This is a genomic window from Geodermatophilus sp. SYSU D01106 (genome assembly GCF_054049995.1).
In genome coordinates, this window is record NZ_JBJGYM010000027.1 from 11718 (window position 1) to 37151 (window position 25434).

A 25434-nucleotide genomic window follows, 5' to 3' on the forward strand; every position below is an offset into this window, starting at 1 on the left:
CACGGGTAGACTCGCTGTCACCGCCGGCCGCGTCGACCGACGTTCCTGGTGTCCCCGAGCCGCCCACGACTCCCGGAGACACGTGCTCGTTCTGCTGTTCCTCCACCTGTCCGCCGGACTGCTGGCGCCCGTGCTCGTGCGGTGGTGGGGGAGGCAGGCCTTCCTCGCCCTGGCCCTGGTGCCCGCGGCCGGCTTCGGCTGGGTGCTGAGCCGGCTCGGCCCGGTCCTCGCCGGCGAGGAGCAGCGCGAGACGGTGCCCTGGATCCCGGCGCTCGACCTCGACGTCGCCCTGCGCCTGGACGCCCTGTCGCTCACCTTCGCCGCGCTGGTCACCGGCGTCGGGGCGCTGGTGCTCGTCTACTGCGCCCGCTACTTCGAGCCCGGCGAGGAGGGCACCGGCCGCTTCGCCGGGTGCCTCACCGCCTTCGCGGGCTCGATGCTCGGGCTCGTCCTCGCCGACGACATGCTCCTGCTCTACGTGTTCTGGGAGCTCACCACCGTCTTCTCGTTCCTGCTCATCGGCGGCTCGGGACGGCGGCTGGCCGCGCGGCGGGCGGCGTCGCAGGCGCTGGTCCTGACCACCGCCGGCGGCCTGGCGATGCTCGTCGGCCTGATCGTCATCGGCCAGGCGAGCGGCTCGTACCTGCTCTCGGAGGTCGTCGCCGCCCCCGGCAGCGGCACCGCGATGACGGCCGGCGTGGCCCTGGTGCTCGCCGGCGCGGTCACCAAGTCCGCCCTCGTCCCGTTCCACTTCTGGCTGCCCGCGGCCATGGAGGCGCCGACGCCGGTCAGCGCCTACCTGCACGCGGCTGCCATGGTGAAGGCCGGCGTCTACCTGGTCGCCCGGCTGGCGCCCGGCCTCGCCGACGTCCCCGGCTGGCGGCCGGTGGTGCTCGGCCTGGGCGTGGCCACCATGCTGCTCGGCGGCTACCGAGCGCTGCGGCAGAAGGACGTCAAGCTGCTGCTGGCCTTCGGCACCGTCAGCCAGCTCGGCTTCCTCGTGGTGCTGGTCGGCGCCGGCAGCGCCGAGCTCGCCGCCGCGGGCCTGGCCATGACGCTCGCGCACGGGCTGTTCAAGTCCACGCTGTTCCTCACCGTCGGCGTCGTCGACCACGCCACCGGCACCCGCGACCTGCGCAGGCTGTCCGGCCTCGGCCGCCGGCTGCCCGTCCTGGCCGCGATCGGCGGCGCCGCCGCGGCGTCGATGGCCGGGCTCCCGCCGCTGCTGGGCTTCGTCGGCAAGGAGGCGGCCTTCACCGCCCTGCTCGACGGCGGCCTGCCCGACCGCACGGTCGCCCTGGTCGTGCTCGCCGGCCTGGTCCTCGGCTCCGTGCTCACCGCGGCCTACACCGCCCGGTTCGTGTGGGGCGCCTTCGCCCGCAAGCCCGGCGTCCCCGACACCGCCGTCGAGCACCCGCCGGGCGCGCTGTTCCTCGCCGCGCCCGCCGTCCTCGCGCTCACCGGCCTCGTGCTCGGGCCGCTGAGCCCGGTGCTGGACCCGCTGGTCGCCGCGTACGCCGAGACGCTGCCGCTGCTCGCCCCCGAGGCGGAGCACCTGGCGCTGTGGCACGGCTGGCAGCCGGCGCTGGCGCTGTCGGCGCTCACCGTGCTCGGCGGCGCCGCGCTGTTCGCCCTCCGCGGGCCGGTACAGCGCCTGCAGGGCCGGGTGGCCGTGGGCGCCTCGGCGGACGAGGGCTACTGGAACGTCCTGCAGGGCGTCGACCGGCTCTCGGTCCTGGTCACCGGCACCACCCAGCGCGGGTCGCTGCCGGCCTACCTCGGCACGATCCTCGTCGTCGTCCTCGCGCTGCCCGGCACGCTGCTGCTCACGCAGGCGCCGTGGCCGGGGGAGTGGCGGGCCTGGGACACCCCGGTGCAGGCCGTCGTCGGCGTCGTCGTGGTGACCGCCGCCGCGCTCACCCTGCGGATCCGGCAGCGGCTGTCCGCGGTGCTCGTCGTCGGCGTCACCGGCTACGGCATCGCCGTCGTCTTCGCGCTGCAGGGCGCACCCGACCTGGCGCTCACCCAGTTCCTCGTCGAGACGCTCACCCTCGTCGTGTTCGTGCTGGTGCTGCGCAAGCTGCCCAAGGACATCTCCGAGCGGCACCGGCCCCGCGAGCGGGCGGTGCGCGGCGTGATCGCCGTCGGGGTGGGCGCGTTCATGGGAGCGGTGGGCGCCGTGGCGATGGCGGTGCGCACGGCGCCGCCGGTGTCGGCGGGCTGGCCGGGCCCGGCCTACGACTTCGGCGGCGGCAAGAACGTCGTCAACGTGACGCTGGTCGACATCCGCTCCTGGGACACCATCGGCGAGGTCTCGCTGCTCGTCGTCGCCGCGACCGGCGTGGCCAGCCTGGTGTTCCTCCGCGGCCGCACCGGCGGGGTGGACCGGGTGACCCGCGCCGAGCTGACCGGCTCCGCCGAGCGCAGCCGCCGGGCGCCGCGCGACCGCTGGCTGGCCGCCACCGCCACCCTCGACCCCGCCCGGCGCTCGGTCGTGCTCGAGGTGGTCACCCGGCTGCTGTTCCACACGATCACCGTGTTCTCGCTGTACCTGCTCTTCAGCGGCCACAACGAGCCCGGCGGCGGCTTCGCCGGCGGCCTGGTCGCGGGGCTGGCGCTGGTGCTGCGCTACCTCGCCGGCGGCCGGTACGAGCTGGGCGAGGCCGCGCCGGTGGCCCCCGGCCTGCTGCTGGGCAGCGGCCTGCTGTTCGCGGGCGCCACCGGCGTCGCCGGGCTGCTGGTCGGCGGCGACGTGCTGCAGACGGCGATCCTGCAGACGACGCTGCCCGTCCTCGGCGACGTCAAGCTCGTGACCTCGCTGTTCTTCGACTGCGGCGTCTACCTGATCGTCGTCGGCCTGGTGCTCGACGTGCTGCGCAGCCTCGGCGCGGAGCTCGACCGCCAGGAGGACCAGGAGGACCCGATCGAACTCGCCCCCGGGGAGGTGGTGCTGCGATGACCCCCACGATCGTGCTGCCGGTGATGATCGGCGGGCTGTACGCGGCGGGCGTGTACCTGCTGCTCGACCGCAGCCTCACCCGCGTCCTGCTGGGCTTCCTGCTGCTGGGCAACGCCACGAACCTGCTGCTGCTGTCGACCGGTGGCCCGGCCGGGCTCGCGCCGATCCTCGGCTACTCCGACGCCGAGGAGATCAACGACCCGCTGCCCCAGGCGCTGGTGCTCACCGCGATCGTGATCACCTTCGGCATCTCGGCGTTCGTGCTGGCGCTCATCCACCGCTCGTGGCGGCTGGCCCGCAACGAGGCCGTCGGCACCGACGAGGAGGACCGCCGGGTCGCCGCCCGCCGCGACACCGACGCCGACGAGCTCGACCCGGACGACCTCGCCCCCGAGGACCGCGCGGCCATGCACGCCGACTCGCTGCGGGCCGACCTCGAGGAGCTGGCCGACGACGTGGACGTGCCGGCCGGCCGGAGCCCCTCGTGATCGGGGTCCTCGCGCCGCTGCCGGTCCTGCTGCCGCTGCTCGGCGCGGCCGGCGCCCTGCTGGGCGCCCGGCACCCGACGTTCCAGCGCACGCTCAGCGTGCTGGTGCTCACCGCGGTGCTCGCCGTCTCGGTGGTGCTGCTGCTCGTCGCCGACGCGGAGGGCGCCGGGGCGGTGTCGGTGGGCGGCTGGCCGGTCCCGCTGGGCGTCGTGCTCGTCGTCGACCGGCTGTCGGCGCTGATGCTGGTGGTCGCCTCGACCGTGGCGCTCGGCGTGCTGGTCTTCGCCGTCGGGCAGGGCGCGGCCGACGGGTCGGAGGAGACGCCGCTGTCGATCTTCCACCCGACGTTCCTGGTGCTGGTCGCGGGCGTGAGCAACGCCTTCCTCGCCGGTGACCTGTTCAACCTCTACGTCGGCTTCGAGATCCTGCTGATGGCGTCCTACGTGCTGCTGACCCTCGGCGGCACGGCCCCGCGCATCCGCGGCGGCGTCACCTACATCGTGGTCAGCCTGACCAGCTCGCTGCTGTTCCTCGCCGCGATCGGCCTGGTCTACGCCGCCACCGGCACCGTGAACATGGCCCAGCTGGCGGTGCGCCTCGGCGAGCTGCCCGAGGGCACCCAGGTGCTGCTGCAGTCGATGCTGCTCGTCGCGTTCGGCATCAAGGCCGCGGTCTTCCCGCTGTCGGCCTGGCTGCCCGACAGCTACCCGACGGCGCCCGCCCCGGTCACCGCCGTGTTCGCCGGGTTGCTCACCAAGGTCGGCGTCTACGCGCTCATCCGCACCCAGACGCTGCTGTTCCCCGGCGGCGCGCTGGACGACGTGCTGATCTGGGCGGCGCTGGCGACGATGGTCGTCGGCATCCTCGGCGCCGTCGCGCAGAGCGACCTGCGCCGGATGCTGTCGTTCACGCTGGTCAGCCACATCGGCTACATGGTCTTCGGCATCGCCCTGGGCACGGCGGCGGGCCTGGCCGGCGCGGTGTTCTACGTCGCCCACCACATCGCCATCCAGACGACGCTGTTCCTGGTCGCGGGGCTCGTCGAGCGGCAGGGCGGGACGACGTCGGTCAACCGGCTCGGCGGGCTCGCCCGGCGCTCGCCGCTGCTGGCGGTGCTGTTCTTCGTGCCGGCGATGAACCTGGCCGGCATCCCGCCGCTGTCGGGGTTCATCGGCAAGCTCGGGCTGCTGGAGGCCGGCGTCGCGCAGGGGGGCGCCGCGGCGTACACCCTCGTGGCCGGCGGGGTCGTCACCAGCCTGCTCACGCTGCTCGCCGTCGCCCGCGTGTGGACCCGGGCCTTCTGGCGGTCGCCGAACCAGGCCCCGGCCGAGGAGACCGCCGCGGCCGCGGCGGCCGACGCCACCTCCCGCCGGCGGCCCGTGGACGAGGCGCCCGAGTCCTCCGGCACCCCGGGGTCCGGCGACGGCGATGGCGACGGGCGGCCGCGCACCGCGTTCAGCGACGCCTGGCGCCGGCACACCGCGGTGGCGACGGCGTCCGAGCCGGACCTGCCGCCGGCGGCCGGCGCGGTGCGGGCGCTGCGCCCGCTGCCGCGCACGATGGTCGGCGCGACCACGGCGCTGGTGACCCTCACGGTGGCGCTCACCGGGCTGGCCGGCCCGCTCTACGGCCTGGCCGACCGGGCCTCGACCGACCTGTACGACCGCTCGCCCTACGTCACGTCGGTGTTCGGTGAGGAGGAGGTGCCGTGACCGTGGAACCGGCCGCCACGCGGCTGCGCCACCAGGTCCCGCTCGTCGTCTGGCTGGTGCTCGTCTGGATGCTGCTGTGGGGCAGCTGGTCGTGGGCCAACCTGCTGTCCGGCCTGGTCGTCGCGCTGGTGGTGCTGGTCCTGCTGCCGCTGCCGCACGTCGTCGGCGGGGTGCGGGTGCGGCCGGTGCCGCTGCTGGTCTTCCTCGGCCACTTCGTCGTCGACCTGTTCGTGTCGGGCGCCGAGGTGGCCTGGCAGACCCTGCGCCCGGCGGGGGTGCGCCGCACGGCGATCGTGCGCGTGCAGCTGCGCGTCGACTCCGACCTGCTGCTGACGATGGTCGCCGAGGCGATCTCCCTGGTGCCGGGCTCGCTGGTGCTCGACCTCGACCGGGAGCGGCGGGTGATGACCCTGCACCTGCTGCCCGTCCGCGACCGCGCCGACGTGGAGCGCAAGCGCGCCCACGTGCTGGTGGTCGAGGAGCGGCTGGTGCGGGCGTTCGGGGCGCCGGAGGACCTGGAGGCGCTGGAGCGGGCCGGGTCGGACGCGCGCGAGGAGGTGCGGGCCCCGTGATCGCCGTGGACGCGGTCCTGTACGCGCTGATCGGTGGGGGCGCGCTGCTGTGCCTGGTGCGGCTGGTGCGCGGGCCGTCGCTGCTCGACCGGGTGGTCGCCACCGACACGCTGCTGGTGATCATCGCGGCGGGGCTCGCGGTGCACGCGGCCCTGGTGCGCGACCCCACGCTCGTGCCCGTGCTGGTGGTGGTGTCGCTGCTGGCCTTCGTCGGCTCGATCTCGGTGGCGCGCTACGTCGGCGGCATGCTGCTGCGGGCGAGCACCGACGACGGGCGGGACGTCGGCCTGCCGGTGGCCGCGGAGGAGCGGGAGGGCCGGTCGTGACCGCGTTCGCCGACGTGCTCGCCTACGCCTGCCTGGTGGCCGGCGCCACGCTGTGCCTGACCGCCGGGTTGGGCCTGGTGCGCTTCCCGGACGTGCTGTCCCGGATGCACGCCGGCACCAAGCCGCAGGTGCTCGGCGTGCTGCTGGTGATGGTGGGCGCGGCGATCCGCCTCGACGGCTGGGCGAACGCCTGGATGCTGCTGCTCGTGGCGGCGTTCCAGCTGCTCACCGCGCCGGTCAGCGCGCACCTGATCAGCCGGGTGGCCTACCGGCGCCGGCACGTCCGGCGCGACCTGCTGCTGGTCGACGAGCTGCGTGCCGCCGGGGCGCAGGACGACGCCCACCGCGGCGACGAGCCCGGCGACGCCCCGCCCGAGCGCGACGGGGCGGGCCGGGCGGGCGTCTGAGGCGCCCGCCCGGCCCTGCCCCGGCTACCGCTGGGCGCGGTTGACCGCGGAGACGACGGCGCGCAGCGACGCGCTGACGATGTTCGGGTCGATGCCCACGCCCCACAGCACCCGGTCGCCCACGGCGCACTCGACGTAGGCGGCGGCGCGGGCGTCGCCGCCGGCGGACAGCGCGTGCTCGGCGTAGTCGAGCACCCGGACGTCGACGTCGAGGGTCTTCAGCGCGTCGACGAAGGCGGCGATCGGGCCGTTGCCGCGGCCCTGCACGGTGACGGGGACGCCGCCGTCGGTCAGCTCCACGACCATCTCGTCGAGGGTGCCGCCGTGGGTGGTGTGCCGGTGGCCGGCCAGCGCGAACCGGCCCCACGGGGCGTCGGGGTCGGGCAGGTACTCGCTGCTGAAGGCGGTCCACATCTGCGCGGCGGTGACCTCACCGCCCTCGTCGTCGGTGTGCCGCTGGATGACCGCGCTGAACTCGATCTGCAGCCGGCGCGGCAGGTCGAGGTGGTTCTCGGTCTTCATGATGTAGGCGACGCCGCCCTTGCCGGACTGGCTGTTGACCCGGATGACCGCCTCGTAGCTGCGGCCGACGTCCTTGGGGTCGATCGGCAGGTAGGGGACCGCCCAGGTCATCTCGTCGACGGTCTTCCCGGCGGCCTGCGCGTCGGCCTCCAGGGCCTTGAAGCCCTTGTTGATGGCGTCCTGGTGGGAGCCGGAGAAGGCGGTGTAGACGAGGTCGCCGCCGTAGGGGTGCCGCTCGTGCACGCCCAGCTGGTTGCAGTACTCGACGGTGCGGCGGATGTCGTCGATGTCGGAGAAGTCGATCTGCGGGTCGATGCCCTGGCTGAACAGGTTCAGGCCGAGGGTGACCAGGTCGACGTTGCCGGTGCGCTCGCCGTTGCCGAACAGGCAGCCCTCGATGCGGTCGGCGCCGGCGCGGTAGCCGAGCTCGGCGGCGGCGACGGCGGTGCCCCGGTCGTTGTGCGGGTGCAGGCTGAGGACGACGGCGTCGCGCCGGCCCAGGTTGCGGTGCATCCACTCGATCTGGTCGGCGTAGACCGTGGGCTCGGCCATCTCGACGGTGGCCGGCAGGTTGAGGATCGTCGGCCGGTCGGGGGTGGGCTCCCAGACGTCGGTGACGGCGTTGCAGATCTCGACGGCGAAGTCCAGCTCGGTGCCGGTGAAGGACTCCGGGCTGTACTGGTAGCGGATCTCGGTGTCGCCCATCTGCTCGGTCAGCTTGCGGACCAGCTGCGCGCCGTGGACGGCGATGTCGACGATGCCGGCGCGGTCGGAGCCGAAGACGACCCGGCGCTGCAGGGTGCTCGTCGAGTTGTACAGGTGCACGATCGCCTGCCGGGCGCCGCGCAGGGACTCGAAGGTGCGCTCGATCAGCTCGTCACGGGCCTGGGTGAGGACCTGGATGGTGACGTCGTCGGGTACCAGGTCCTCCTCGACCAGCTGCCGGACGAAGTCGAAGTCGGTCTGGCTGGCGGCCGGGAAGCCGACCTCGATCTCCTTGTAGCCCATGCGGACCAGCAGGTCGAACATCCGCCGCTTGCGGTCGGGCGACATGGGGTCGATCAGTGCCTGGTTGCCGTCCCGCAGGTCGACGGCGCACCAGCGGGGTGCGGCCGTGGTGACGGTGTCGGGCCAGGTGCGGTCGGGCAGGTCGACCGGCTGGAAGGGGGCGTAGCGGGAGACCGGCATCCCCGAGGGGCGCTGGGGGTTGCGGGCGTGCGGGTGCTGCGGGCTGCTCACGGTGGTCTGACTCCTTTGGCGCGGGCTGGACTGTCGCTCCGGTGGGGCGGTCAGCAGGCGCCGGGGACGCGCGGGACTCCGCGGCGAGGGGGCCGACCTAGGAGAGGGCCTCGCCGCGGCGGGTAAGCAGGAGGCTGCCGCGCACGGGCCCACGGTAGCAGCGGGTCAGTCGAGGCTGCAGCCACACGCGCACTCCGGCGCGTGCGGCCGCAGCCGTCCGGGGGTGGGCGGCCGGTCGTCGAGGAAGACGTCGTCGCAGGCCGGCGGGCAGGTGCAGACGGGATCCGGGCGGGACGCGGCGGCCGCCCGGGCCTCGTCGACTCGCTCCCGCCAGGCCCGCAGCGCGGCGCGCCGCCGGACTTCGGCGCGGTCGCGCAGGCCGTCCCCCGGCTGCGGTCGCTGGTGGTCGTCCGGGATGCCGCGGCGGACGCGCCGGAGGTCACGCCACCGGCGGTCGCGGTCGAAGGTGTACGTCACCGGATCGCGGTCGTAGCGGTGCGGGCCGTGCCACCACCCGTCGTCGCCGTGCCGGACGTCGAGGTGCGCCGGGTAGCGCCGGCCACCCTCGTCGCGCACGGCCCCACCGTCCATCGGCGCCACCTCGTGCCCCTCGCCGTCGAGCAGCGCCAGCCGCAACCCGGCCGTGTCCGCGAGCCGGGCGAGCACCCGCGCGTCCAGGCCCCGGTCGCCGCTCTCGATCGCTGCCACCGTGCTCTTGGACAGACCGCAGGCCTTCGCCAGCTCACGCTGCGAGACGTCGGCCGCCCGGCGGATGCGCCGGAGCGTGCCCGCGAGGTCGAAGGCCACGGCTCCAGGCTCGGCCGCGCGGTGGTCCTGCGGGAGGGCATGTGTCCTCCTGGGGACGGTCGTGCTCTGCCCACAGGGACGGGGCAGAGCACGACCGTCTCCGTGGTAGGTACCCGGCTCCCTTCGTGGGCTGCCCTCTTGCGCGGGGCAGAGCACGACTGAGCCCGTGGTGGGTGTTCCGTCCGCCTTCGTGCTCTGCCCACAGGGGCGGGGCAGAGCACGACTCGGCTCGGGAGGACATGTGCCCCCAGGGGAGCGGTCTCCCTGGGGATCGGTGCGGCCGGGCCGACCGGGTGCGGCCCGGCCGCTCAGAACTCGCGGCGGCGGCGGAGGCGGAGCGGGCGGCCGTCGGGGTCGTCGACCAGGCGGTACAGCGGCGTCGCCCAGAGGCGCGTGGGGAACGACAGCTGCTCGGGCCGGTGGTGGCGCAGCCGGCCGCGCGGACGCGGCCGCTGCCGGCCGCCCGCGTGCCAGGCGTCGAGGGCGTCGGCGGCCGCGTCGAGGGTGGCGACGAACGCCTCGGGGTCGAGCAGGTCGGCGTCCTCGCTGCCGTCGTCGGCCCGGTCGGTGTGCTCGCGGGCGAGCACCAGCCGCAGGTCGCGGGCGAAGGTGCGGGCGCCGTCACCGGTGCCGGCCGGGTCGCGCGGCTCCCGCGGGTCGAGCGTGGTGTCGAGGACGGCCGAGGACAGCTCGCTGTCGTGCGTCCACGAGCGCCGGTTGAAGTTGTCGCTCCCGACGCTGGCCCACACGTCGTCGACCACGCACACCTTCGCGTGCACGTACACCGGCGTGCCCTCGTGGTTCTCCACGTCGTAGACGTGCACGCGGTCGCGGCCGGCCCGCCGGCACATCTCCAGCGCCTGCCAGCGGCCCACGTACTGCGGGCGCTCGGCGATCGCGCCGTCCTGGTCGGGCACCCGCGGCACGACGACGACCAGGTGCAGGTCGGGGTGCTCGCGCAGCGCGTCGGCGAACAGCTCGGCCACCTCGCCCGACCACATGTACTGGTCCTCGAGGTAGATGAGCCGCCGCGCCCGCTTGATCGCCTTGGAGTACCCGCGCGCCACCGACCGCTCGCCGTCGGGCGCGAAGCTGTAGGGCGGGCGGATCGCCGGATAGGTCCGCAGGTTCTGCACCAGGTGCGGCCCCGCCGGGGGAGGGGGCGGCAGCTGCGGCGGCAGCGGGTCGCCGTACATGCGGCTGCGGCTGAACCGGTCGATGAGGTGGGCGATCGGGTTGCCCTCGTCGGGGTCCATCGGGTCGTCCCAGCGCTCCCGGAACACCGTGTCGAGCGCGCCCACGGCCGGTCCCCGGATCATGAGCTGGACGTCGTGCCACGGCGGCGTCGGCCCGTACGCCGCCGCCATGGGCAGCGTCTGCGGGTCGCCGCGGTGGTCGGCGTCGTCGCGGCGGCTGTGGCACAGGTCGATGCCGCCGACGAAGGCGACGTCCTTGGTGGCGTCCTGGTCGTGCCGGCAGACGACGAGCTTCTGGTGGTGGCTGCCGCCGCGGCGTACGCGCTGGTCGAGCACCACGAGACCGCCGCCGTCCTCGACCTCGCGGTCGAGCGCGCGGTTCTCCCGGGCGCTGAACGACAACCAGTCCACGTGCGAGCGCCACACCAGCCCGCGCACGGTCACGCCGCGCTGCACGGCCTCGGTGAACAGCTGCGCCACCGTGGGCCCGCCGGGCCGCAGCTCCTCGTCGGGGTCGCCGCGCCAGTCGGTGAAGAAGAGGTGGTCGCCCTCGTCGAGCACCTCGACCGCCTCCACCAGCGCGTCGAAGTACGCGGCCCCGTGCACCAGCGGGACGGCGAGGTTGCCCTCGGTCCACGGCGGCAGGTCGGTGGCGGGGTTGCCCCGTTCCTCGGGGCTGAGCAGCCACTCCACGGGGTCGGTCACCCCATGATCACAACGCCCGCCCCGGCGCGGCGCAACGGGACGGGACCGGGCTGGATCACGGAGGACCGGCCCGGGATCGGTAGCCTGTGGACCCGTGGCCCTCGTCGTGCAGAAGTACGGTGGCTCCTCCGTCGCCTCCCCCGCCCACATCAAGCGTGTCGCCGAGCGGATCGTGGCCGAGAAGAAGGCCGGCAACGACGTCGTCGTGGTCGTCTCCGCCATGGGCGACACCACCGACGAACTGCTCGACCAGGCGGCGCAGATCACCGACGAGCCGCCCGGCCGCGAGCTCGACATGCTGCTCACCGCGGGCGAGCGCATCTCCATGGCGCTGCTCGCCATCGCGATCAACACCCACGGCTACGAGGCGCGGTCGTTCACCGGCTCGCAGGCCGGCGTGATCACGACGTCGAGCCACGGCAAGGCCCGGATCATCGACGTCACGCCCGGCCGGCTGCGCTCGGCGCTCGACGAGGGCTCGATCGTCATCGTCGCCGGGTTCCAGGGCGTCAGCCAGGACACCAAGGACATCACCACGCTCGGCCGCGGCGGCTCCGACACCACCGCCGTCGCCGTCGCGGCGGCCCTGCGCGCCGACGTCTGCGAGATCTACACCGACGTCGACGGCGTGTTCACCGCCGACCCGCGGATCGTCCCCAACGCCCGTCGGCTCGAGACCGTCACCTACGAGGAGATGCTCGAGCTGGCCGCGTCCGGCGCGAAGGTGCTCATGCTCCGCTGCGTCGAGTACGCCCGCCGCTACGGCATCCCGGTGCACGTCCGCAGCTCCTACTCACAGCTCCCCGGCACCGTGGTGACCGGCTCGATGGAGGACCTCAGCGTGGAACAGGCGATCATCACCGGCGTCGCGCACGACCGCAGCGAGGGCAAGATCACCGTCTACGGCGTGCCGGACCGGCCGGGGGAGGCCGCGCAGATCTTCCGCGTGCTGGCCGACGCCGAGATCAACATCGACATGATCGTGCAGAACGTGTCGGCCGAGACCAGCAAGCTCGCCGACATCTCCTTCACGCTGCCCAAGAGCGACGGGCCCACCGCGATCGCCGCGCTGGAGAAGGTCAAGCACACCGTCGGCTACAGCGACGTCCGCTTCGACCAGCACATCGGCAAGGTCAGCCTGGTCGGCGCCGGCATGCGCAGCCACCCCGGCGTCTCGGCCCGCTTCTTCGGCGCGCTCGCCGACGCCGGCGTGAACCTCGAGCTCATCAGCACCTCGGAGATCCGCATCTCCGTGGTCTGCCGCGACACCGACGTCGACCTCGCGGTCCGCGCGGTGCACGACGCCTTCGACCTCGGCACCGACGAGGAGCAGGCCGTGGTCTACGGAGGGACCGGACGATGACCTTCACCAGCGACGGGCTCCGCGTCGGGATCGTCGGCGCCACCGGGCAGGTCGGCGCCGTCGTGCGCCAGGTCCTCGCCGAGCGCCGCTTCCCCCTCGCCGAGCTGCGGCTGTTCGCCAGCGCCCGCAGCGCCGGCCGAACCCTGCCGTGGGGCAGTGGCCCGGATGCCGGCGAGATCACCGTCGAGGACGCCGCCACCGCGGACCCCGCCGGCCTCGACGTCGCGATCTTCTCCGCCGGCGCGAGCACCTCGCGCGCCCAGGCGCCGCGGTTCGCCGCGGCCGGCGTCACGGTCATCGACAACAGCTCGGCCTTCCGGCGCGACGCCGACGTGCCGCTCGTGGTCGCCGAGGTCAACCCGCAGGCGCTCGACGAGGTCCCGCGCGGGATCATCGCCAACCCGAACTGCACCACCATGGCCGCGATGCCGGTGCTGCGGCCGCTGCACGACGAGGCCCAGCTCGTCCGCATGGTCGCCAGCACCTACCAGGCCGTCTCCGGCAGCGGCGTGGCCGGCGTGGAGGAGCTCGACGGGCAGGTGAAGGCCGTCGTCGACAAGGCCGCCGCGCTCACCCACGACGGGTCGGCGGTGAGCTTCCCCGAGCCGCAGAAGTACGTGCGCCCGATCGCCTACAACGTGCTGCCCATGGCCGGCAGCGTCGTCGACGACGGCTCGTTCGAGACCGACGAGGAGCAGAAGCTCCGCAACGAGAGCCGCAAGATCCTCGGCATCCCCGACCTCCGGGTCTCGGGCACCTGCGTGCGCGTGCCGGTCTTCACCGGGCACTCGCTGTCGCTCAACGTCGAGTTCGCCCGGCCGCTGACCGTCGCGCGGGCCACCGAGCTGCTCGGCGAGGCCCCCGGCGTGGAGCTCACCGACGTCCCGACGCCGCTGCAGGCGGCCGGCCGGGACCCGAGCTACGTCGGGCGCATCCGGCAGGACCAGAGCGTCGACGGCGACCGCGGGCTGGCGCTGTTCATCAGCAACGACAACCTGCGGAAGGGCGCGGCGCTGAACACCGTGCAGATCGCCGAGCTGCTGCTCGCCCGCCGGGGCCAGGCCTAGCGCTCCCGTGGCCGGCACCCGGGCCGGCGCGACCAACCGGCGGCGCGTCGCCGCCGGCGTCGGGCTGTTCGCCGCGCTGGTCGGCGTCGTCGCCTGGGTGTCGGTCGTCGTCCCCAACGACCCCTGGCACGACTTCTTCGACCTGCGCGTCTACCGCGGCGCGGTGGCCTGGTGGCTGGACGGGCAGCCGCTCTACGACTTCACCTACGGCCGCAGCCCCTACGGCTTCACCTACCCGCCGTTCGCGGCGCTGCTGGTGCTGCCGATGGCGCTGCTGCCCTACCCGGCGGTCGCGGCCGGCCACGTGCTGCTCAACGTCGTCGTGCTCGCTGGGCTGGCGTGGTGGCTGCTCACGCCGCTCGCCCGGCGGCACGGCTGGCCGCTGACGTGGGCGTGGGTGCTCGCGCTGCCGCTGCTGTTCGTGCTCGAGCCGGTGCGCGAGACGATGGGCTTCGGCCAGGTCAACCTGTTCCTGATGGCGCTGGTGCTCGCCGACGTCGCGGCGCTGCGGCGCGGCTCGCGGTGGGCCGGCGTCGGCATCGGGCTGGCCGCCGCGGTCAAGCTCACCCCCGGCCTGTTCGTCGTCTGGCTGCTGCTCACCCGTCGCACCCGCGCCGCCGCCGTGGCGACCGGCACCGCCGCCGCGGCCACGCTGCTGGCGTTCGCGGTCGTGCCCGGCACGTCGTGGCGCTTCTGGACCGAGACGCTGTGGCAGACCGAGCGCGTGGGCAAGCTGGACAAGACGTCCAACCAGTCACTGCTCGGTGCGCTGGCGCGGCTCACCGACCCCGCCGAGCCGCCGCGCCTGGTCTGGGCGCTGCTCGCCGCCGCGGCGCTGGCGTTCGTCCTGACCCGGGCGGTGCGCGCCGCGCGGGCCGGTGACGACCTGGCCGGGGTCGCGCTCACCGGCCTGGCCGCCTGCCTGGTGAGCCCGATCAGCTGGTCGCACCACTTCGTCTGGCTGGTGCCGGCGCTGGTCGTGCTCGTCGACGTCGCCGCCGGCACGCCGCCCGCCGCGCCCGCCCCGCGGTGGTGGCGTGCCCGGCCGCGGGTGCTCGCCGGGTCGCTGGCGGCGGTGGCCGCGGGCGTGCTGGCGTCGTCGGCGATCTGGTTCGCCTTCGCGACCACGGGCCACCACCACGAGCGCGGCGTGGTCGGCATCCTCGTCGAGGACCTCTACCTGCTGGTGACGCTGGTAGTGGTGGCCGTGCTCCCCGCCCGGGGGGTCAGGGCCGTACGTGCCTCAGAGCGAACGACAGCGCCGTCTCCACCTGGCGGATCGTCTCCTCGATGACCAGGGAGCCGTGCCCGGCGTCGAAGCGGTACACCTCGTGCGGCCGGCCGAGCTCCTCGAGCCGGCCCAGGTAGTTCTCGATCTGCCGGATGGGGCAGCGCGGGTCGTTGGCGCCGGCCACCACCAGCACCGGCGCGCGCACCTGCTCGACGTAGGTGATCGGCGACGAGCGCTCGTACCGCTCCCGGACCTCCTCCGGCGAGCCGCCGAACAGCGCCCGGTCGTAGGCCCGCAGGCCCTCCATCTCGTCCTCGTAGGCGGCCAGGTAGTCGGCCACCGGCACCTCGGCGATGCCGGCCGCCCAGCGCTCGGGCTGGGTGCCCAGCGCCAGCAGGGTGAGGAAGCCGCCCCACGAGCCGCCGGTGATCAGCGCGCGCGCCGGGTCGAGCAGGCCCTCGGCGACCAGCGCGTCGTAGACGGCGGCGACGTCCTCGAGCTCGGTCGGGCCCGGGCGGCCGGTCAGCGCGTCGCGCCAGGCGCTGCCGTAGCCCGTGGAGCCCCGGTAGTTGACGTGCACGACCGCGTACCCGGCGTCCACGTAGGCCGCCCGCCGCGCGCGGTAGCTGTCGTCGTCGGCGGACTCGGGGCCGCCGTGCACGAGGAACGCCGTCGCGTACGGCGGCTCGCCGGCCGGGCGGACCAGCAGCGCGTGCACGTCGCCGCCCGGGCCGGGCACCCAGCGGTCCTCCACCGGGTGGGCCGCGGGCGGCTCCTCGCCGGGCGCGGCGAGCACCACGGGGCCGTCGGCCCGGCGGATCACCGGCGGGCGCTCCGACGAGGACCAGGCCAGCTCCACGCTTCCGTCGGGCCGGGCGGTGGCCCCGCGGACGACGCCGGGCGGGGTGTCCAGCCGCTCCAACGTGCCCGTGCCCAGGTCGTAGCGGTACAGCTCGCTGCGGGCGGCGTGGTCGTGGCCCACGAGCAGCGCCGAGCCGTCGGGGTACCAGCCGGCGGTCACGTCGCCGGGCAGGTCGAGGACGATCTCGGTCTCGGTGTCGGCGGCGACGTCCCAGACCAGCAGCTCCTCGCGGCCGCGGCGCTCGTGGCCGACCAGCAGCCGCCGGTCGCCGGGCAGCGGGGCGAACTCCAGCGCGTGCAGGCCGCGGCCCTCGCCGTCCCACTTCTCGGCGACGACGGCGGGCGCGTCCTCGGTGGTGTCGGCCGTCCGGAGCACGCGCAGCGCCGGGTAGCGCGGGTCGCCGTGCTCGGAGTGCGACACCACCAGCAGCTCGTCGTCGAGGGTGAGCGCGTCGACCGACGCCGGGTCCTCGTGCCGGTAGACCACCCGCGGCGTCCCGCCGGCGGGCGCCAGCCACAGCTCGCTGCCGTCGTCGGTGGAGCGGCCGATCGCCACGAGCGAGGAGCCGATCTCCAGCCCGGCGGGGTAGGCCGGGCCCACCTCGGGCACGGCGACCCGGTCCTCGCCGCCGGCGAACGGCTGCACCATCCACACGCCGAACTCGTCGCCGTCGGTGTCGGCGAACCACCAGATCTGCTCGCCGTCGGGGGACAGGGTGCCGATGAGCGTGCCGTTGGGCCGGTCGGTGGCCTGCCGGTGGGCGTCGGTGCCGCGGTCCCAGGCGTACTGCTCGACGACGCCGCTGACGTCGGAGGCGTACAGCGAGCGGTCCGGCGCCCGCAGCGCCCAGTCGGGCAGGCTCACCCGCGGGGCGCGGAAGCGGGCCTGCCAGCGGGCGGTGACCTCCGGGGGGAGGGCGGGTGCACTCACCCGGTCATCTTCCCCCGGCGCCCGCTCCCGCCTCGGCACCGGTCCGGCGGCCGCGGGCGGCGCGGTCGGCGAGCTGGCGGGTGTGCTCGGCGGCGGCGTCGCGGACGTCACCGATCAGCAGCTCCAGGACGTCCTCCAGCGCCACCAGGCCCACGGTGCGCCGCCGGCCGTCCTCCTGGGCCACCACGCCGCCGAGGTGGGCGCCCTGGGCGCGCATCTCCGACAGCACCTCGGGCAGCTTGGTCCCCGGCGCGATCGGCACCAGCGGCGTCACGTGCTCGTCGGGCATCGGGCGGTCGCGGTCGGCGCCGGTGACGCCGAGGGCGTCCTTGACGTGCACGAAGCCCAGCAGGCTGCCGTCCTCGCCCTGCACCGGGTAGCGGCTGAAGCCGTGCTCGGCGACGACGGCCTCCAGCTGCCGGGGCGTGGTCGAGCGCGGCACGGTGACGACGGTGTCCATCGGCAGCAGCACGTCCTCGACGGCGTGCTGCTCGAAGGTCAGCGCGCCCGCGGCCAGCTCGCTCACCTCCGTGCCGAGCAGGCCCTCCCGCCGCGACTGGGTGATCATCGAGCGGATCTCGGTCTCGTCGAAGCTCGCCGCCACCTCGTCGGTCGGGGTGGCGCCGAACAGCCGGACGAACGCGTTGGCCGTGGTGTTGAAGAACCAGATCACCGGCTTGAGCAGGCGGGTGAAGGCGGCCAGCGGCGGGCCGAGCGCGAGCGCCGCCCGGTCGGGCCCGGCGATGGTGATGTTCTTCGGCACCATCTCGCCGAGCACCATGTGCAGCACGGTGACCAGCGACAGCGCGATCACCAGCGCGATCGGGTGCAGCAGCGCGTCGGGGACGCCGGCGGCGTGCAGCGGCGCCTCGATGAGGTGGGCGACGGCCGGCTCGCCGACGGCGCCCAGGCCCAGCGAGCACAGCGTGATGCCGAGCTGCGCGCCGGCCATGTTCTGCGAGACGTTGCGCATCGCGGCCAGGGTCTTCGCCGCCCGGGCGGACCCGGCGTCGACGCGGGGCTCGATCTGGTCCACCCGGGCCGACACCAGCGCGAACTCGGCGGCCACGAAGAAGGCGTTGCCCAGCAGCAGCGCCACCAGGATCAGCAGGCTGATCACGTCGCTCACGCCGCGACCTCCCGCTCCGCGCGCAGCCGGGAGGCCGCCGTCGCGCCGTACTGGGGTTCCACGGTCCGCTCGGCGGCGATCCGGGCGACCCGGCGGCCGTCCAGCGACTCGACGGTGAGCCGCGCGCTGTCCAGCTCGACGGTGTCGCCGACCTCCGGCAGCCGCTGCAGGTGCTCGGCCAGCCAGCCGGCCAGCGTCTCCCACCGGCCCTCGGGCACCGCGATGCCGGTGCGCTCGAGCACCTCGTCGGGGCGCAGCAGGCCCGACAGCACCCAGCGGCGGTCGTCGACCCGGCGCAGCGTGCGCAGCGGCCGGTCGGTCTCGTCGGTGATCTCGCCGACGAGCTCCTCGACGATGTCCTCCAGCGTCACGACGCCGTGCGTGGCTCCCCACTCGTCGACGACGAGGGCGATCTGCAGGCCCTGCTCGCGCAGGAGGTCCATCAGCCGCTCCAGACGCAGGGACGACGGGACGGCGAGCACCGGGTCGGCGAGCTCGCCGGCGGTGCGGGACGAGCGCTCCGCCTCGGGGACGGCGACGGCGCGCTTGACGTGCACCACGCCGGTCACCTCGTCCAGGTCGGAGCCGTACACGGGGAACCGCGAGTTGCCGGACTGGGTGGCCGCGGCGATGACGTCGGCCGCCGTGGCGCTGGCCCGCAGCGTCCACAGCCGGGTCCGCGGGGTCATGACGTCGGTGGCGTACTTGGCGCGCAGGCCCAGCGAGCGCTGCAGCAGGCGGGCGGCGACGGGGGAGAGGTCGCCCTCCTCGGCCGACCGGCGGGCGACGGCGGCCAGCTCGTCGGCGCCACGCGCGGAGTCCAGCTCCTCGCGCGGCTCGAAGCCCAGCCGCCGCACGATCGCGTTGGCCAGCCGCTGCAGGGCGTGGAGGAGGACACCGGTGGCGGCGGTGAACAGGCGCATGCCCGGCGCGACGACGCGGGCCACGCCGAGCGGGTTGGCGATCGCCAGGTTCTTCGGCCCGAGCTCACCGAGCAGCATCTGCAGCGTCGTGGCCAGCGCCAGGGCCAGCCCGTAGGAGACGCCGGTGGCCGCGGCCTGCGACAGCCCCAGCGCCTCGAGCGGGCCGTGCAGCAGCTGGCCGATCGCCGGCTCGGCGAGGTAGCCGACGACCAGCGTGGTGAGCGTGATGCCCAGCTGGGCGGCCGACAGCTGCGTGGACAGGGAGCGCAGCGCGGTCACCACGCCGGCCGCGCCGGTGTCCCCACCGCGGGCGGCCTCCTCGGCGCGGCCGCGGTCGACGGTGGTGAGCGAGAACTCGGCGGCGACGAAGAAGCCGGTCAGCGCGGTGAGCACCACGGCGGCGAGGAGGAGCAACCACTCGGTCATCAGGGCACGGGTGCCCGCTGCGGCCCGGACTCAACCGGACGCATCCGGAACGTGGCGCGGAACGCACCGAGGGGCCGCCTTCCGGCGGCCCCTCGGTGGTGGGTCGGGGTGACAGGATTTGAACCTGCGGCCTCGTCGTCCCGAACGACGCGCGCTACCAAGCTGCGCCACACCCCGGCTGTGAGGAGAACTGTACCTGTCAGCTCAGGCGGCCCCGCTGCAGGGTCCCGCGCCGAGCGTGCGAGGGGTGGGGGGCAGCGGGGTCCTTCGTCACGGCTCCCGCGCGGTCAGCGTGAGCAGCGTCGCCTCCGGCGGGCAGGCGAAGCGCGCCGGCGCGTAGGGACTGGTGCCCAGGCCCGCCGAGACGTGCAGCCAGGTGCCCGCCGGGCGCTCCGGCGACGGGCCGGCCCACCGGTGCAGCCACCGGGCGCGGTCGCGGTCGATGCCGCAGTTGGTGACCAGCGCCCCGTAGAACGGCACCCGCAGCTGCCCGCCGTGGGTGTGGCCGCACAGCAGCAGGTCGTAGCCGTCGGCGACGAAGCGGTCGAGCACCCGCGGCTCGGGGGAGTGGACGACGCCGATGCGCAGGTCGGCGGTGCGGTCGGCCGGCCCGGCGACGTCGTCGTACCTGTCCCGCCTCAGGTGCGGGTCGTCCAGGCCGGCGAAGGAGATCCGCCGCCCGGCGACGGTCAGCTCGCCGCGGGCGTTGGTCAGGTCGAGCCAGCCGCGGCCGGTGAACGCGTCGCGCATGCCGCGCCAGGGCAGCTCGTCGCCGTGCACCCGCTTCGTGGTGCGGGTGAAGTAGCTGAACGGGTTCTTCGGCCGCGGCGCGTAGTAGTCGTTGGACGAGGTGACGAACACGCCGGGCCGGTCGAGCAGCGGGTCCAGCGAGCGCAGTACCGCCGGGACGGCGTCGTGGCCGGCGAGGTTGTCGCCGGTGTCGACGACGAGGTCGGGCTGCAGCCCGTCGAGCGCGGCCACCCAGTCCTGCTTCGAGCGCTGCCCGGCGGTCATGTGCAGGTCCGACAGGTGCAGCACGGTCAGCGGCGCCGAGCCGGGTGCGAGCACCGGGACGTCGAAGCGGCGCAGCGTCCAGTGGGTGCGCTCGTAGAGCGAGGCGTAGGCGACGGTCGAGGCACCCGCCGCGACGGCGGCCGTGGGGAGGGCGGTGTACCAGCGCACGGGCCGAGCGTACGGGTGGCGATCACCGGCCCGCGCCGAGCGGACGGGGGCGTCGTGCCAGGCTGGAGGCGTGTCCGACCTCAAGGATCAGCTGCGCGCCGACCTGACCGCCGCCATGAAGTCCCGCGACGAGCTGCGCACCGCCACGCTGCGCATGGTGCTCGCCGCGGTCAGTGCGGAGGAGGTCGCCGGCAAGGAGGCCCGGGAGCTGTCCGACGACGAGGTGCTCGGCGTCCTGCGCCGCGAGGCCAAGCGCCGCCGGGAGGCCGCCGAGGCGTTCGACTCCGCCGGCCGCGCCGAGCAGGCCGGCCGCGAGCGGGCCGAGGGCGAGGTCGTCGCGGGCTACCTGCCGGCCCAGCTCGACGACGCCGACCTCGCCGCGATCGTCGCCGACGTGGTCACCCGCACCGGGGCCACCGGCATGAAGGACATGGGCCGGGTCATGGGCGCGGCCAACGCCGCGGTCGCGGGCCGGGCCGAGGGTGGCCGGGTGGCCGCGGAGGTCCGCCGCCAGCTCGGCTGACGGACCGGCCGCGCGGCGGGGTCAGCCCCCGCCGCCACCGCCGGGACCACCGCCGCCGGGACCCCCGCCGGGACCTCCGCCGAACCCGCCGCCCGCGCCCCAACCAGGACCGCCGTCGCGCCCGCCGTCGGTGCCGGCGCCGCCCTGGGGCCCGCCCTGGGGGACGCCGCCCTGCGCGCCGGTGCCCTGGGGGCCGCCGTCGGCGGGGGCGCCGTCGGTCGCCGTGCCCGGCGCGACCACGCCCGGGTCGGTCGGCACCTGCCCCGCGTCCGGCGCGGGGGTGGCGGCCCCGCGGCCGCCGTTCATCAGCGCCGGGTCGGCCGGCGGGAACGTCGAGGTCGGCCGGGTCTCCAGGTAGGGCGCCATGGCGTTGCGCCAGATGGTCGCCGGGAAGTTGCCGCCGTAGCCGCCGACGTCCTGCTGGGCCTTCGGGTTGAAGACCATGACGCTCGCGGAGTACTCGGGCATGAACCCGACGAAGGCGACGGAGTCGCGGCCCTGGGCGGTACCGGTCTTGCCGGCGATCTGGTGGCCGGCGATGGCCGCCCGGGTGCCGGTGCCGGCGGGGGTGGCGACGTCGCCGACGAGGATCTGGCTCAGCGTGTTGGCGACGTTGGCCGGGATCGCGTTCGCGGTGCAGTTGTCGCCGCGCACCAGCGGCTGGCCGTCGTCCCCGGTGAGCGGCTGGCCGGCGCGGTCGAGCACCTGGACCACGGGGACCGGGGTGCAGCGGGTGCCCTGGGCGCCGAGCGTGGCGTAGGAGTTGGCCAGGTCCAGCGGGCTGGTGGCCTCGGCGCCGAGGGTGAAGGAGCCGAAGTTGCCGTCGATGATCGTGTCGGCGGAGTTCTGGGTGGGCTGGTCGAACGTCATGCCCATCCGCTCGGCCATCCGCACCGGGCCCTCGACGCTGCCGAGGCGGTCCTCCAGGGCGAGGAAGTAGGTGTTGGAGGAGCGGACCAGCGCGCCGACCATGTCCAGGGTGTCGGGGTAGTTGCCGGCGTTCTGCACGCAGTACATGCCGCGCGCGGTGGTGGTGTTGCGGTCGTCGTCGTCGCAGCCCGGGCCGCGGAAGACCCGCGAGGTGTACTGGTTGCCCGGCGTCGTGATGACGGTGTTGGCCGGGATGCCGGCCTCCAGCGCCGCCGCGGCGGTGAAGACCTTGTAGGTGGACCCGGCGCCCTTGCTGGCGGCCGTGTGCAGGACGACGGACTCGCAGTCGGGGTCGGAGCAGCCGAAGCGGCGGTTGACGCTCATCGCCAGCACCGCGCCGGTGCCCGGCTGCACGGCGGTGAACATGCCGGCGAGCTCGGCGCCCATCGGCAGGGTGTTGAGGACGGCCTGGTCGCCGAGCACCTGCAGCTGCGGGTCCAGCGTCGTCTGGATGGTCAGGCCGCCGTTGTCCAGCTGCTCCTGGGTGATCCCGAGGACGCCGGTGAGGTAGCCCTGCATGTAGGAGCAGAAGAACCCGCCGACGGCGGCGTCGATGCAGCCGTTGGCCGGGCGGACGCCGGGGGCGACGGCGACCGGCTGGGCGGAGATCTCGGTCAGCTCGGCCTCGGAGATGTGGCCGAGGTCGAACATCCGCTGCAGCACCTGGTTGCGCCGCGTCTGGGCGTTCTCCGGGTTGGTGATCGGGTCGTCGTTGGCCGGGCTCTGCACCAGCCCGGCCAGCATGGCGGCCTGGGGGAGGGTGAGGTCGACGGCGTTGACGCTGAAGTACTGCTGGGCGGCGGCCTGGATGCCGTAGGCGCCCTGCCCGAAGTACACGATGTTCAGGTAGCGGGTGAGGATCTCGTCCTTGGGATAGGTCTCCTCCAGGGCGAGGGCGAGACGGGCCTCGCGCAGCTTGCGCGACAGGCCCTCGACGCCGTCCTGCTCGGTCGCGGCCGTCCGCTCCTCGGCGCTGTCGGCGGTCTCCAGCAGGGTCTGCTTGACCAGCTGCTGGGTGATCGTCGAGCCGCCCTCCTGCACCGAACCGGCCGACAGGTTGGTCACCGCGGCGCGCAGCGTGCCCTGCACGTCGAGGCCGTTGTGCTCGTAGAAGCGGGAGTCCTCGATGTCGACGAGGGCCTGCTTCATCACGTCGGCGATCTGGTCGGAGGTGACCACCGTGCGGTTGTTGGCGTAGAAGTTCGTGATCAGCGACCCGTCGGAGGCCAGCACCCGCGAGTTGCCCGCTGGCGTCGCGTCGGTGAGCTCGACCGGCAGCGCGTCGAGCAGCGAGGCGGAGTTGCGGGCCACCACCCCGGTGCCGCCCACGAAGGGCAGCATCAGGCCGGCGACCAGCGCGCCGGCCACCACGATCATCGCGACGAGCTTGGCCAGCACCCGGCCACGGGACACCTCGGACATCACCCGGAAGGGTACGTGCCGCGCCGCCCCGGGACCGGTGATCAGCCGCGGCGCGCGGGCAGCACCCGGGTGCGCGGCACGCCCGTCGGCGTGTCGCCGTCGGCGCCGGTCAGCGCCTCGCCCATGACCCGCAGGCCCTCGAGGTCGTGGACGTCGCCGGCCGCCGCCGCGACGGTCCGCAGCGGCACCTCGGGGTGGGCGCTGGTGAACCGGTCGGCCAGCCGCTGCTCGCGTGCGGCGAGGGCCATCCGCTCGGCGTGCACCCGCAGCGCGCCGGACACCAGCCCGTCGTCCTCGGCCGCCTCGGCCGCCGCCTCGGCCCGGGTGGCCGACAGCCGCGTGTCCGCCGGCGGGTGGGTGCGGTTGAGCACGAGGCCGGCCAGCGGCATGCCCTCGGCCGAGAGCCGGTCGACGAAGTAGGAGGCCTCGCGCAGTGCGTCGGGCTCCGGCGTCGCCACGACGACGAAGTAGGTGCCGGGCCGGCGCAGCAGCTCGTAGGTGGCCGTGGCCCGCTCGCGGAACCCGCCGAACATGGTGTCCAGGGCGCTGACGAAGGCGGAGATGTCGCGCAGCAGCTGGCCGCCGAGCACCTTGCTGATGATGCGGGTGAAGAGCATGAACCCGGCGCTCGCGAACTTGAACCCGGCCCGCCCGCCGGCCCGCGCGGGCGCGGTGAGCACCCGGATCATCGTGCCGTCGAGGAAGCGGCTCATCCGGTTCGGGGCGTCGAGGAAGTCCAGCGCGGACCGCGACGGGGGCGTGTCGACGACGATCAGGTCCCAGGTGTCGGCCGCCCGCAGCTGGCCGAGCTTCTCCATCGCCATGTACTCCTGCGTCCCGGAGAACGACGAGGACAGGGTCTGGTAGAAGGGGTTGGCCAGGATCTGCTCGGCCCGCTCGGGCGTCGAGTGCGCGGACACGATGTCGTCGAACGTCCGCTTCATGTCCAGCATCATCGCGTGCAGCTCGCCCGGGGCCCCCGGGACGTCGACCCGCCGCGGCTCGTTGTCGAGCTCCACGAGACCCAGCGACTGGGCGAGCCGGCGGGCCGGGTCGATGGTCAGGACGACGACGCGGCGGCCGGCCTCGGCGGCGGCCAGGGCGAGCGCGGCCGACGTCGTCGTCTTGCCGACGCCGCCGGAGCCGCAGCACACGACGATCCGGGTGTCCGGGTCGTCGACGAGGGCCGACAGGTCCATCGCCGGGGCCTGCCGCGGCGTGCCGGCCGCGCGGCCGGCGCGGGCGCCGTCGGTGGGGGCGGCGCTCACGCGGCCACCTCCGCGCCGAGGGACTCCTCGAGGCGGCCGGCCAGCTCGAACAGGCAGCCGAGGTCCATCGGCCCGGGCAGCAGCGGCAGCTCCACGGTCGGGCGGCCCAGGCCCTCGACGCGGGCGCGCAGCGCGTCCTGCGCGGCCCAGCGGCGGGCGTGCTCGACCGTCTCGGCGGCGAGCGCGTCGGCGAGGTCGGCGTCGGCGGGCAGGCCGGCGGCCGTAAGGCCGGGCACGAGGTCGGCCCCGGTGAGCCGGCCCTCGGCGGCCCGGACGAGCTCCGGCTCCGGCAGGACGGGCTCCGTGGCCATGTTCACGATCACCGAGCCGACCGGCAGCTGGGCGTCGGCGAGCTCGGTGATGGCGTCGGCGGTCTCCTGCACCGGCATGTCCTCGAGCAGGGTGACCAGGTGCACCGCCGTCTGCGGGGAGCGCAGCACGGCCATGACGCCGTCGCTCTGGGTCTTGATCGGGCCGGAGCGCGCGAGCCCGGCCATCTCGCTGGTGACGTTGAGGAACCGGGTGATCCGGCCGGTGGGCGGGGCGTCGACGACGACGGCGTCGTAGACCCGCTGCCCGTCGACCCGGCGGGTGACCGCCTCCTTGACCTTCCCGGTGATCAGCACGTCGCGCAGGCCCGGGGCGATGGTGGTGGCGAAGTCGACCGCGCCCATCTTGCGCAGCGCCCGGCCGGCGCGGCGGAGGTTGTAGAACATCTCGAGGTACTCGAGGAGCGCCTCCTCGACGTCGATCGCCAGCGCGCGCACCTCCCCGCCGCCGCGGGTGACGGCGACGCGGCGCTCCTCGTAGGGCAGCGGCGGGGTGTCGAAGAGCTGGGCGATGCCCTGGCGGCCCTCGCACTCGACCAGCAGGACGGTCCGCCCCTCGGCGGCCAGGGCCAGGGCCAGGGCGGCGGCGACCGTCGTCTTGCCGGTCCCGCCCTTCCCGGTCACGACGTGACAGCGGACGGGCAGGTCGGGGCTCACCCGGTCCAGACTAGGAGCCCCGCGCGACGTCGGCCCGCCCGGCGGGCCGACGGACCCCCGCCGCTGCGCTAGCGTCGGGCCCCATGAGCGAACCGGCCCGCCGCAGGTGGGAGTACGCCACCATCCCGCTGCTGATCCACAACACCAAGGCGATCCTCGACTCGTGGGGGACCGACGGGTGGGAGCTGGTCACCGTGCTGCCCGGCCCGTCCGGCTCCGAGCAGCCGGTCGCGTACCTCAAGCGCCCGCTGTCCTGAGG

At 74.8% G+C, this 25434-nt stretch carries 21 protein-coding genes and 1 tRNA gene; 11 read left to right on the plus strand and 11 right to left on the minus strand.

All coding sequences use genetic code 11. The features are described from left to right. Positions 1 to 82: 82 nt before the first annotated feature. Genes ACI78R_RS20945 through mnhG form a run of 6 tightly spaced genes read left to right on the plus strand, consistent with a single transcriptional unit; the run spans position 83 to position 6464 of the window. Complete coding sequence (locus ACI78R_RS20945; protein ID WP_457042140.1) at positions 83 to 2959, plus strand: Na+/H+ antiporter subunit A; 2877 nt, start codon at positions 83 to 85, stop codon at positions 2957 to 2959. Continuing rightward, on the plus strand, positions 2956 to 3447 hold the full coding sequence (locus ACI78R_RS20950; protein WP_457042141.1) for a Na(+)/H(+) antiporter subunit C: 492 nt from the start codon (positions 2956 to 2958) through the stop codon (positions 3445 to 3447). Before ACI78R_RS20945 ends, ACI78R_RS20950 begins: the two co-directional genes overlap by 4 nt. Beyond that, on the plus strand, positions 3444 to 5159 hold the full coding sequence (locus ACI78R_RS20955; RefSeq protein ID WP_457042142.1) for a Na+/H+ antiporter subunit D: 1716 nt from the start codon (positions 3444 to 3446) through the stop codon (positions 5157 to 5159). Before ACI78R_RS20950 ends, ACI78R_RS20955 begins: the two co-directional genes overlap by 4 nt. Next, complete coding sequence (locus ACI78R_RS20960; protein ID WP_073418151.1) at positions 5156 to 5731, plus strand: Na+/H+ antiporter subunit E; 576 nt, start codon at positions 5156 to 5158, stop codon at positions 5729 to 5731. Before ACI78R_RS20955 ends, ACI78R_RS20960 begins: the two co-directional genes overlap by 4 nt. Next, the gene (locus tag ACI78R_RS20965) at positions 5728 to 6057 is read left to right on the plus strand and encodes a monovalent cation/H+ antiporter complex subunit F (protein ID WP_457042143.1); all 330 of its coding nucleotides are present in this window, start codon (positions 5728 to 5730) and stop codon (positions 6055 to 6057) included. The genes ACI78R_RS20960 and ACI78R_RS20965 overlap by 4 nt, the downstream gene beginning before the upstream one ends. After that, a complete protein-coding gene (mnhG, locus tag ACI78R_RS20970) occupies positions 6054 to 6464 on the plus strand; it encodes a monovalent cation/H(+) antiporter subunit G (RefSeq protein WP_457042144.1) in 411 nt (136 codons plus the stop codon). The genes ACI78R_RS20965 and mnhG overlap by 4 nt, the downstream gene beginning before the upstream one ends. 24 nt (positions 6465 to 6488) lie before the next feature. Here the strand turns inward: mnhG and leuA are convergent, their stop codons facing one another. From leuA to ACI78R_RS20985, 3 genes are all read right to left on the minus strand, one after another. Then, positions 6489 to 8225 carry a 2-isopropylmalate synthase gene (gene leuA, locus ACI78R_RS20975; RefSeq protein WP_457042145.1) on the minus strand — a complete coding sequence of 579 codons (1737 nt, stop codon included), beginning with the start codon at positions 8223 to 8225 and terminating at the stop codon, positions 6489 to 6491. A gap of 165 nt (positions 8226 to 8390) precedes the next feature. Next, positions 8391 to 9032, minus strand: coding sequence for a helix-turn-helix domain-containing protein (locus tag ACI78R_RS20980; RefSeq protein WP_457042146.1), 642 nt, complete (start codon positions 9030 to 9032; stop codon positions 8391 to 8393). A 308-nt stretch (positions 9033 to 9340) separates the two neighbouring features. Then, positions 9341 to 10933 (minus strand): phospholipase D family protein, encoded by a 1593-nt coding sequence (locus ACI78R_RS20985; protein WP_457042147.1) that lies wholly within the window; start codon positions 10931 to 10933, stop codon positions 9341 to 9343. A gap of 94 nt (positions 10934 to 11027) precedes the next feature. On the opposite strand from ACI78R_RS20985, the gene ACI78R_RS20990 reads away from it, so the two are divergent. From ACI78R_RS20990 to ACI78R_RS21000, 3 genes are read left to right on the plus strand one after another with little or no spacing between them, the layout of a single operon-like run. Beyond that, positions 11028 to 12296: an aspartate kinase gene (locus tag ACI78R_RS20990; protein WP_073418161.1), complete on the plus strand. Its 1269-nt coding sequence runs from the start codon at positions 11028 to 11030 to the stop codon at positions 12294 to 12296. Next, positions 12293 to 13363 (plus strand): aspartate-semialdehyde dehydrogenase, encoded by a 1071-nt coding sequence (locus tag ACI78R_RS20995; protein ID WP_457042148.1) that lies wholly within the window; start codon positions 12293 to 12295, stop codon positions 13361 to 13363. Before ACI78R_RS20990 ends, ACI78R_RS20995 begins: the two co-directional genes overlap by 4 nt. A gap of 7 nt (positions 13364 to 13370) precedes the next feature. After that, positions 13371 to 14657 (plus strand): glycosyltransferase 87 family protein, encoded by a 1287-nt coding sequence (locus ACI78R_RS21000; RefSeq protein ID WP_457042149.1) that lies wholly within the window; start codon positions 13371 to 13373, stop codon positions 14655 to 14657. Here ACI78R_RS21000 and ACI78R_RS21005 read toward each other — a convergent pair. The 5 genes from ACI78R_RS21005 to ACI78R_RS21025 form a co-directional block, all read right to left on the minus strand. Further along, entirely contained in the window at positions 14590 to 16386 is a 1797-nt protein-coding gene (locus ACI78R_RS21005; RefSeq protein WP_457042150.1) for a prolyl oligopeptidase family serine peptidase, read from the minus strand. The genes ACI78R_RS21000 and ACI78R_RS21005 overlap by 68 nt on opposite strands. A gap of 4 nt (positions 16387 to 16390) precedes the next feature. Next, positions 16391 to 17515 (minus strand): hemolysin family protein, encoded by a 1125-nt coding sequence (locus tag ACI78R_RS21010; RefSeq protein WP_073418167.1) that lies wholly within the window; start codon positions 17513 to 17515, stop codon positions 16391 to 16393. Continuing rightward, entirely contained in the window at positions 17512 to 18864 is a 1353-nt protein-coding gene (locus ACI78R_RS21015; RefSeq protein WP_073418169.1) for a hemolysin family protein, read from the minus strand. The genes ACI78R_RS21010 and ACI78R_RS21015 overlap by 4 nt, the downstream gene beginning before the upstream one ends. Positions 18865 to 18967: 103 nt before the next feature. Then, positions 18968 to 19041, minus strand: a tRNA-Pro gene (locus tag ACI78R_RS21020). A 93-nt stretch (positions 19042 to 19134) separates the two neighbouring features. Beyond that, a complete protein-coding gene (locus ACI78R_RS21025; RefSeq protein ID WP_457042151.1) occupies positions 19135 to 20046 on the minus strand; it encodes a metallophosphoesterase in 912 nt (303 codons plus the stop codon). Between the two features lie 70 nt (positions 20047 to 20116). On the opposite strand from ACI78R_RS21025, the gene ACI78R_RS21030 reads away from it, so the two are divergent. After that, the gene (locus ACI78R_RS21030) at positions 20117 to 20569 is read left to right on the plus strand and encodes a GatB/YqeY domain-containing protein (protein WP_073418173.1); all 453 of its coding nucleotides are present in this window, start codon (positions 20117 to 20119) and stop codon (positions 20567 to 20569) included. A gap of 21 nt (positions 20570 to 20590) precedes the next feature. On the opposite strand, the gene ACI78R_RS21035 is transcribed toward ACI78R_RS21030, so the two are convergent. Genes ACI78R_RS21035 through ACI78R_RS21045 form a run of 3 tightly spaced genes read right to left on the minus strand, consistent with a single transcriptional unit; the run spans position 20591 to position 25175 of the window. Then, positions 20591 to 22921, minus strand: a complete 2331-nt coding sequence (locus ACI78R_RS21035; protein ID WP_457042152.1) for a transglycosylase domain-containing protein — start codon at positions 22919 to 22921, stop codon at positions 20591 to 20593. A gap of 41 nt (positions 22922 to 22962) precedes the next feature. Continuing rightward, entirely contained in the window at positions 22963 to 24189 is a 1227-nt protein-coding gene (locus ACI78R_RS21040) for an ArsA family ATPase (RefSeq protein WP_457042153.1), read from the minus strand. Then, positions 24186 to 25175 (minus strand): ArsA-related P-loop ATPase, encoded by a 990-nt coding sequence (locus tag ACI78R_RS21045; RefSeq protein ID WP_457042154.1) that lies wholly within the window; start codon positions 25173 to 25175, stop codon positions 24186 to 24188. Before ACI78R_RS21045 ends, ACI78R_RS21040 begins: the two co-directional genes overlap by 4 nt. An 83-nt stretch (positions 25176 to 25258) precedes the next feature. Between ACI78R_RS21045 and ACI78R_RS21050 the strand changes: the two genes are divergently transcribed. Next, the gene (locus ACI78R_RS21050; protein WP_139252784.1) at positions 25259 to 25432 is read left to right on the plus strand and encodes a hypothetical protein; all 174 of its coding nucleotides are present in this window, start codon (positions 25259 to 25261) and stop codon (positions 25430 to 25432) included. The last annotated feature ends 2 nt before the right edge of the window (positions 25433 to 25434 follow it).

Bases quoted from the DNA above. Each gene is read 5' to 3' on its own strand.
- ACI78R_RS21050 (WP_139252784.1), top strand. From the start codon at position 25,259: ATGAGCGAACCGGCCCGCCGCAGGTGGGAGTACGCCACCATCCCGCTG.
- ACI78R_RS20995 (WP_457042148.1), top strand. From the start codon at position 12,293: ATGACCTTCACCAGCGACGGGCTCCGCGTCGGGATCGTCGGCGCCACC.
- ACI78R_RS21035 (WP_457042152.1), bottom strand. From the start codon at position 22,921: ATGTCCGAGGTGTCCCGTGGCCGGGTGCTGGCCAAGCTCGTCGCGATG.
- ACI78R_RS21015 (WP_073418169.1), bottom strand. From the start codon at position 18,864: ATGACCGAGTGGTTGCTCCTCCTCGCCGCCGTGGTGCTCACCGCGCTG.
- ACI78R_RS20950 (WP_457042141.1), top strand. From the start codon at position 2,956: ATGACCCCCACGATCGTGCTGCCGGTGATGATCGGCGGGCTGTACGCG.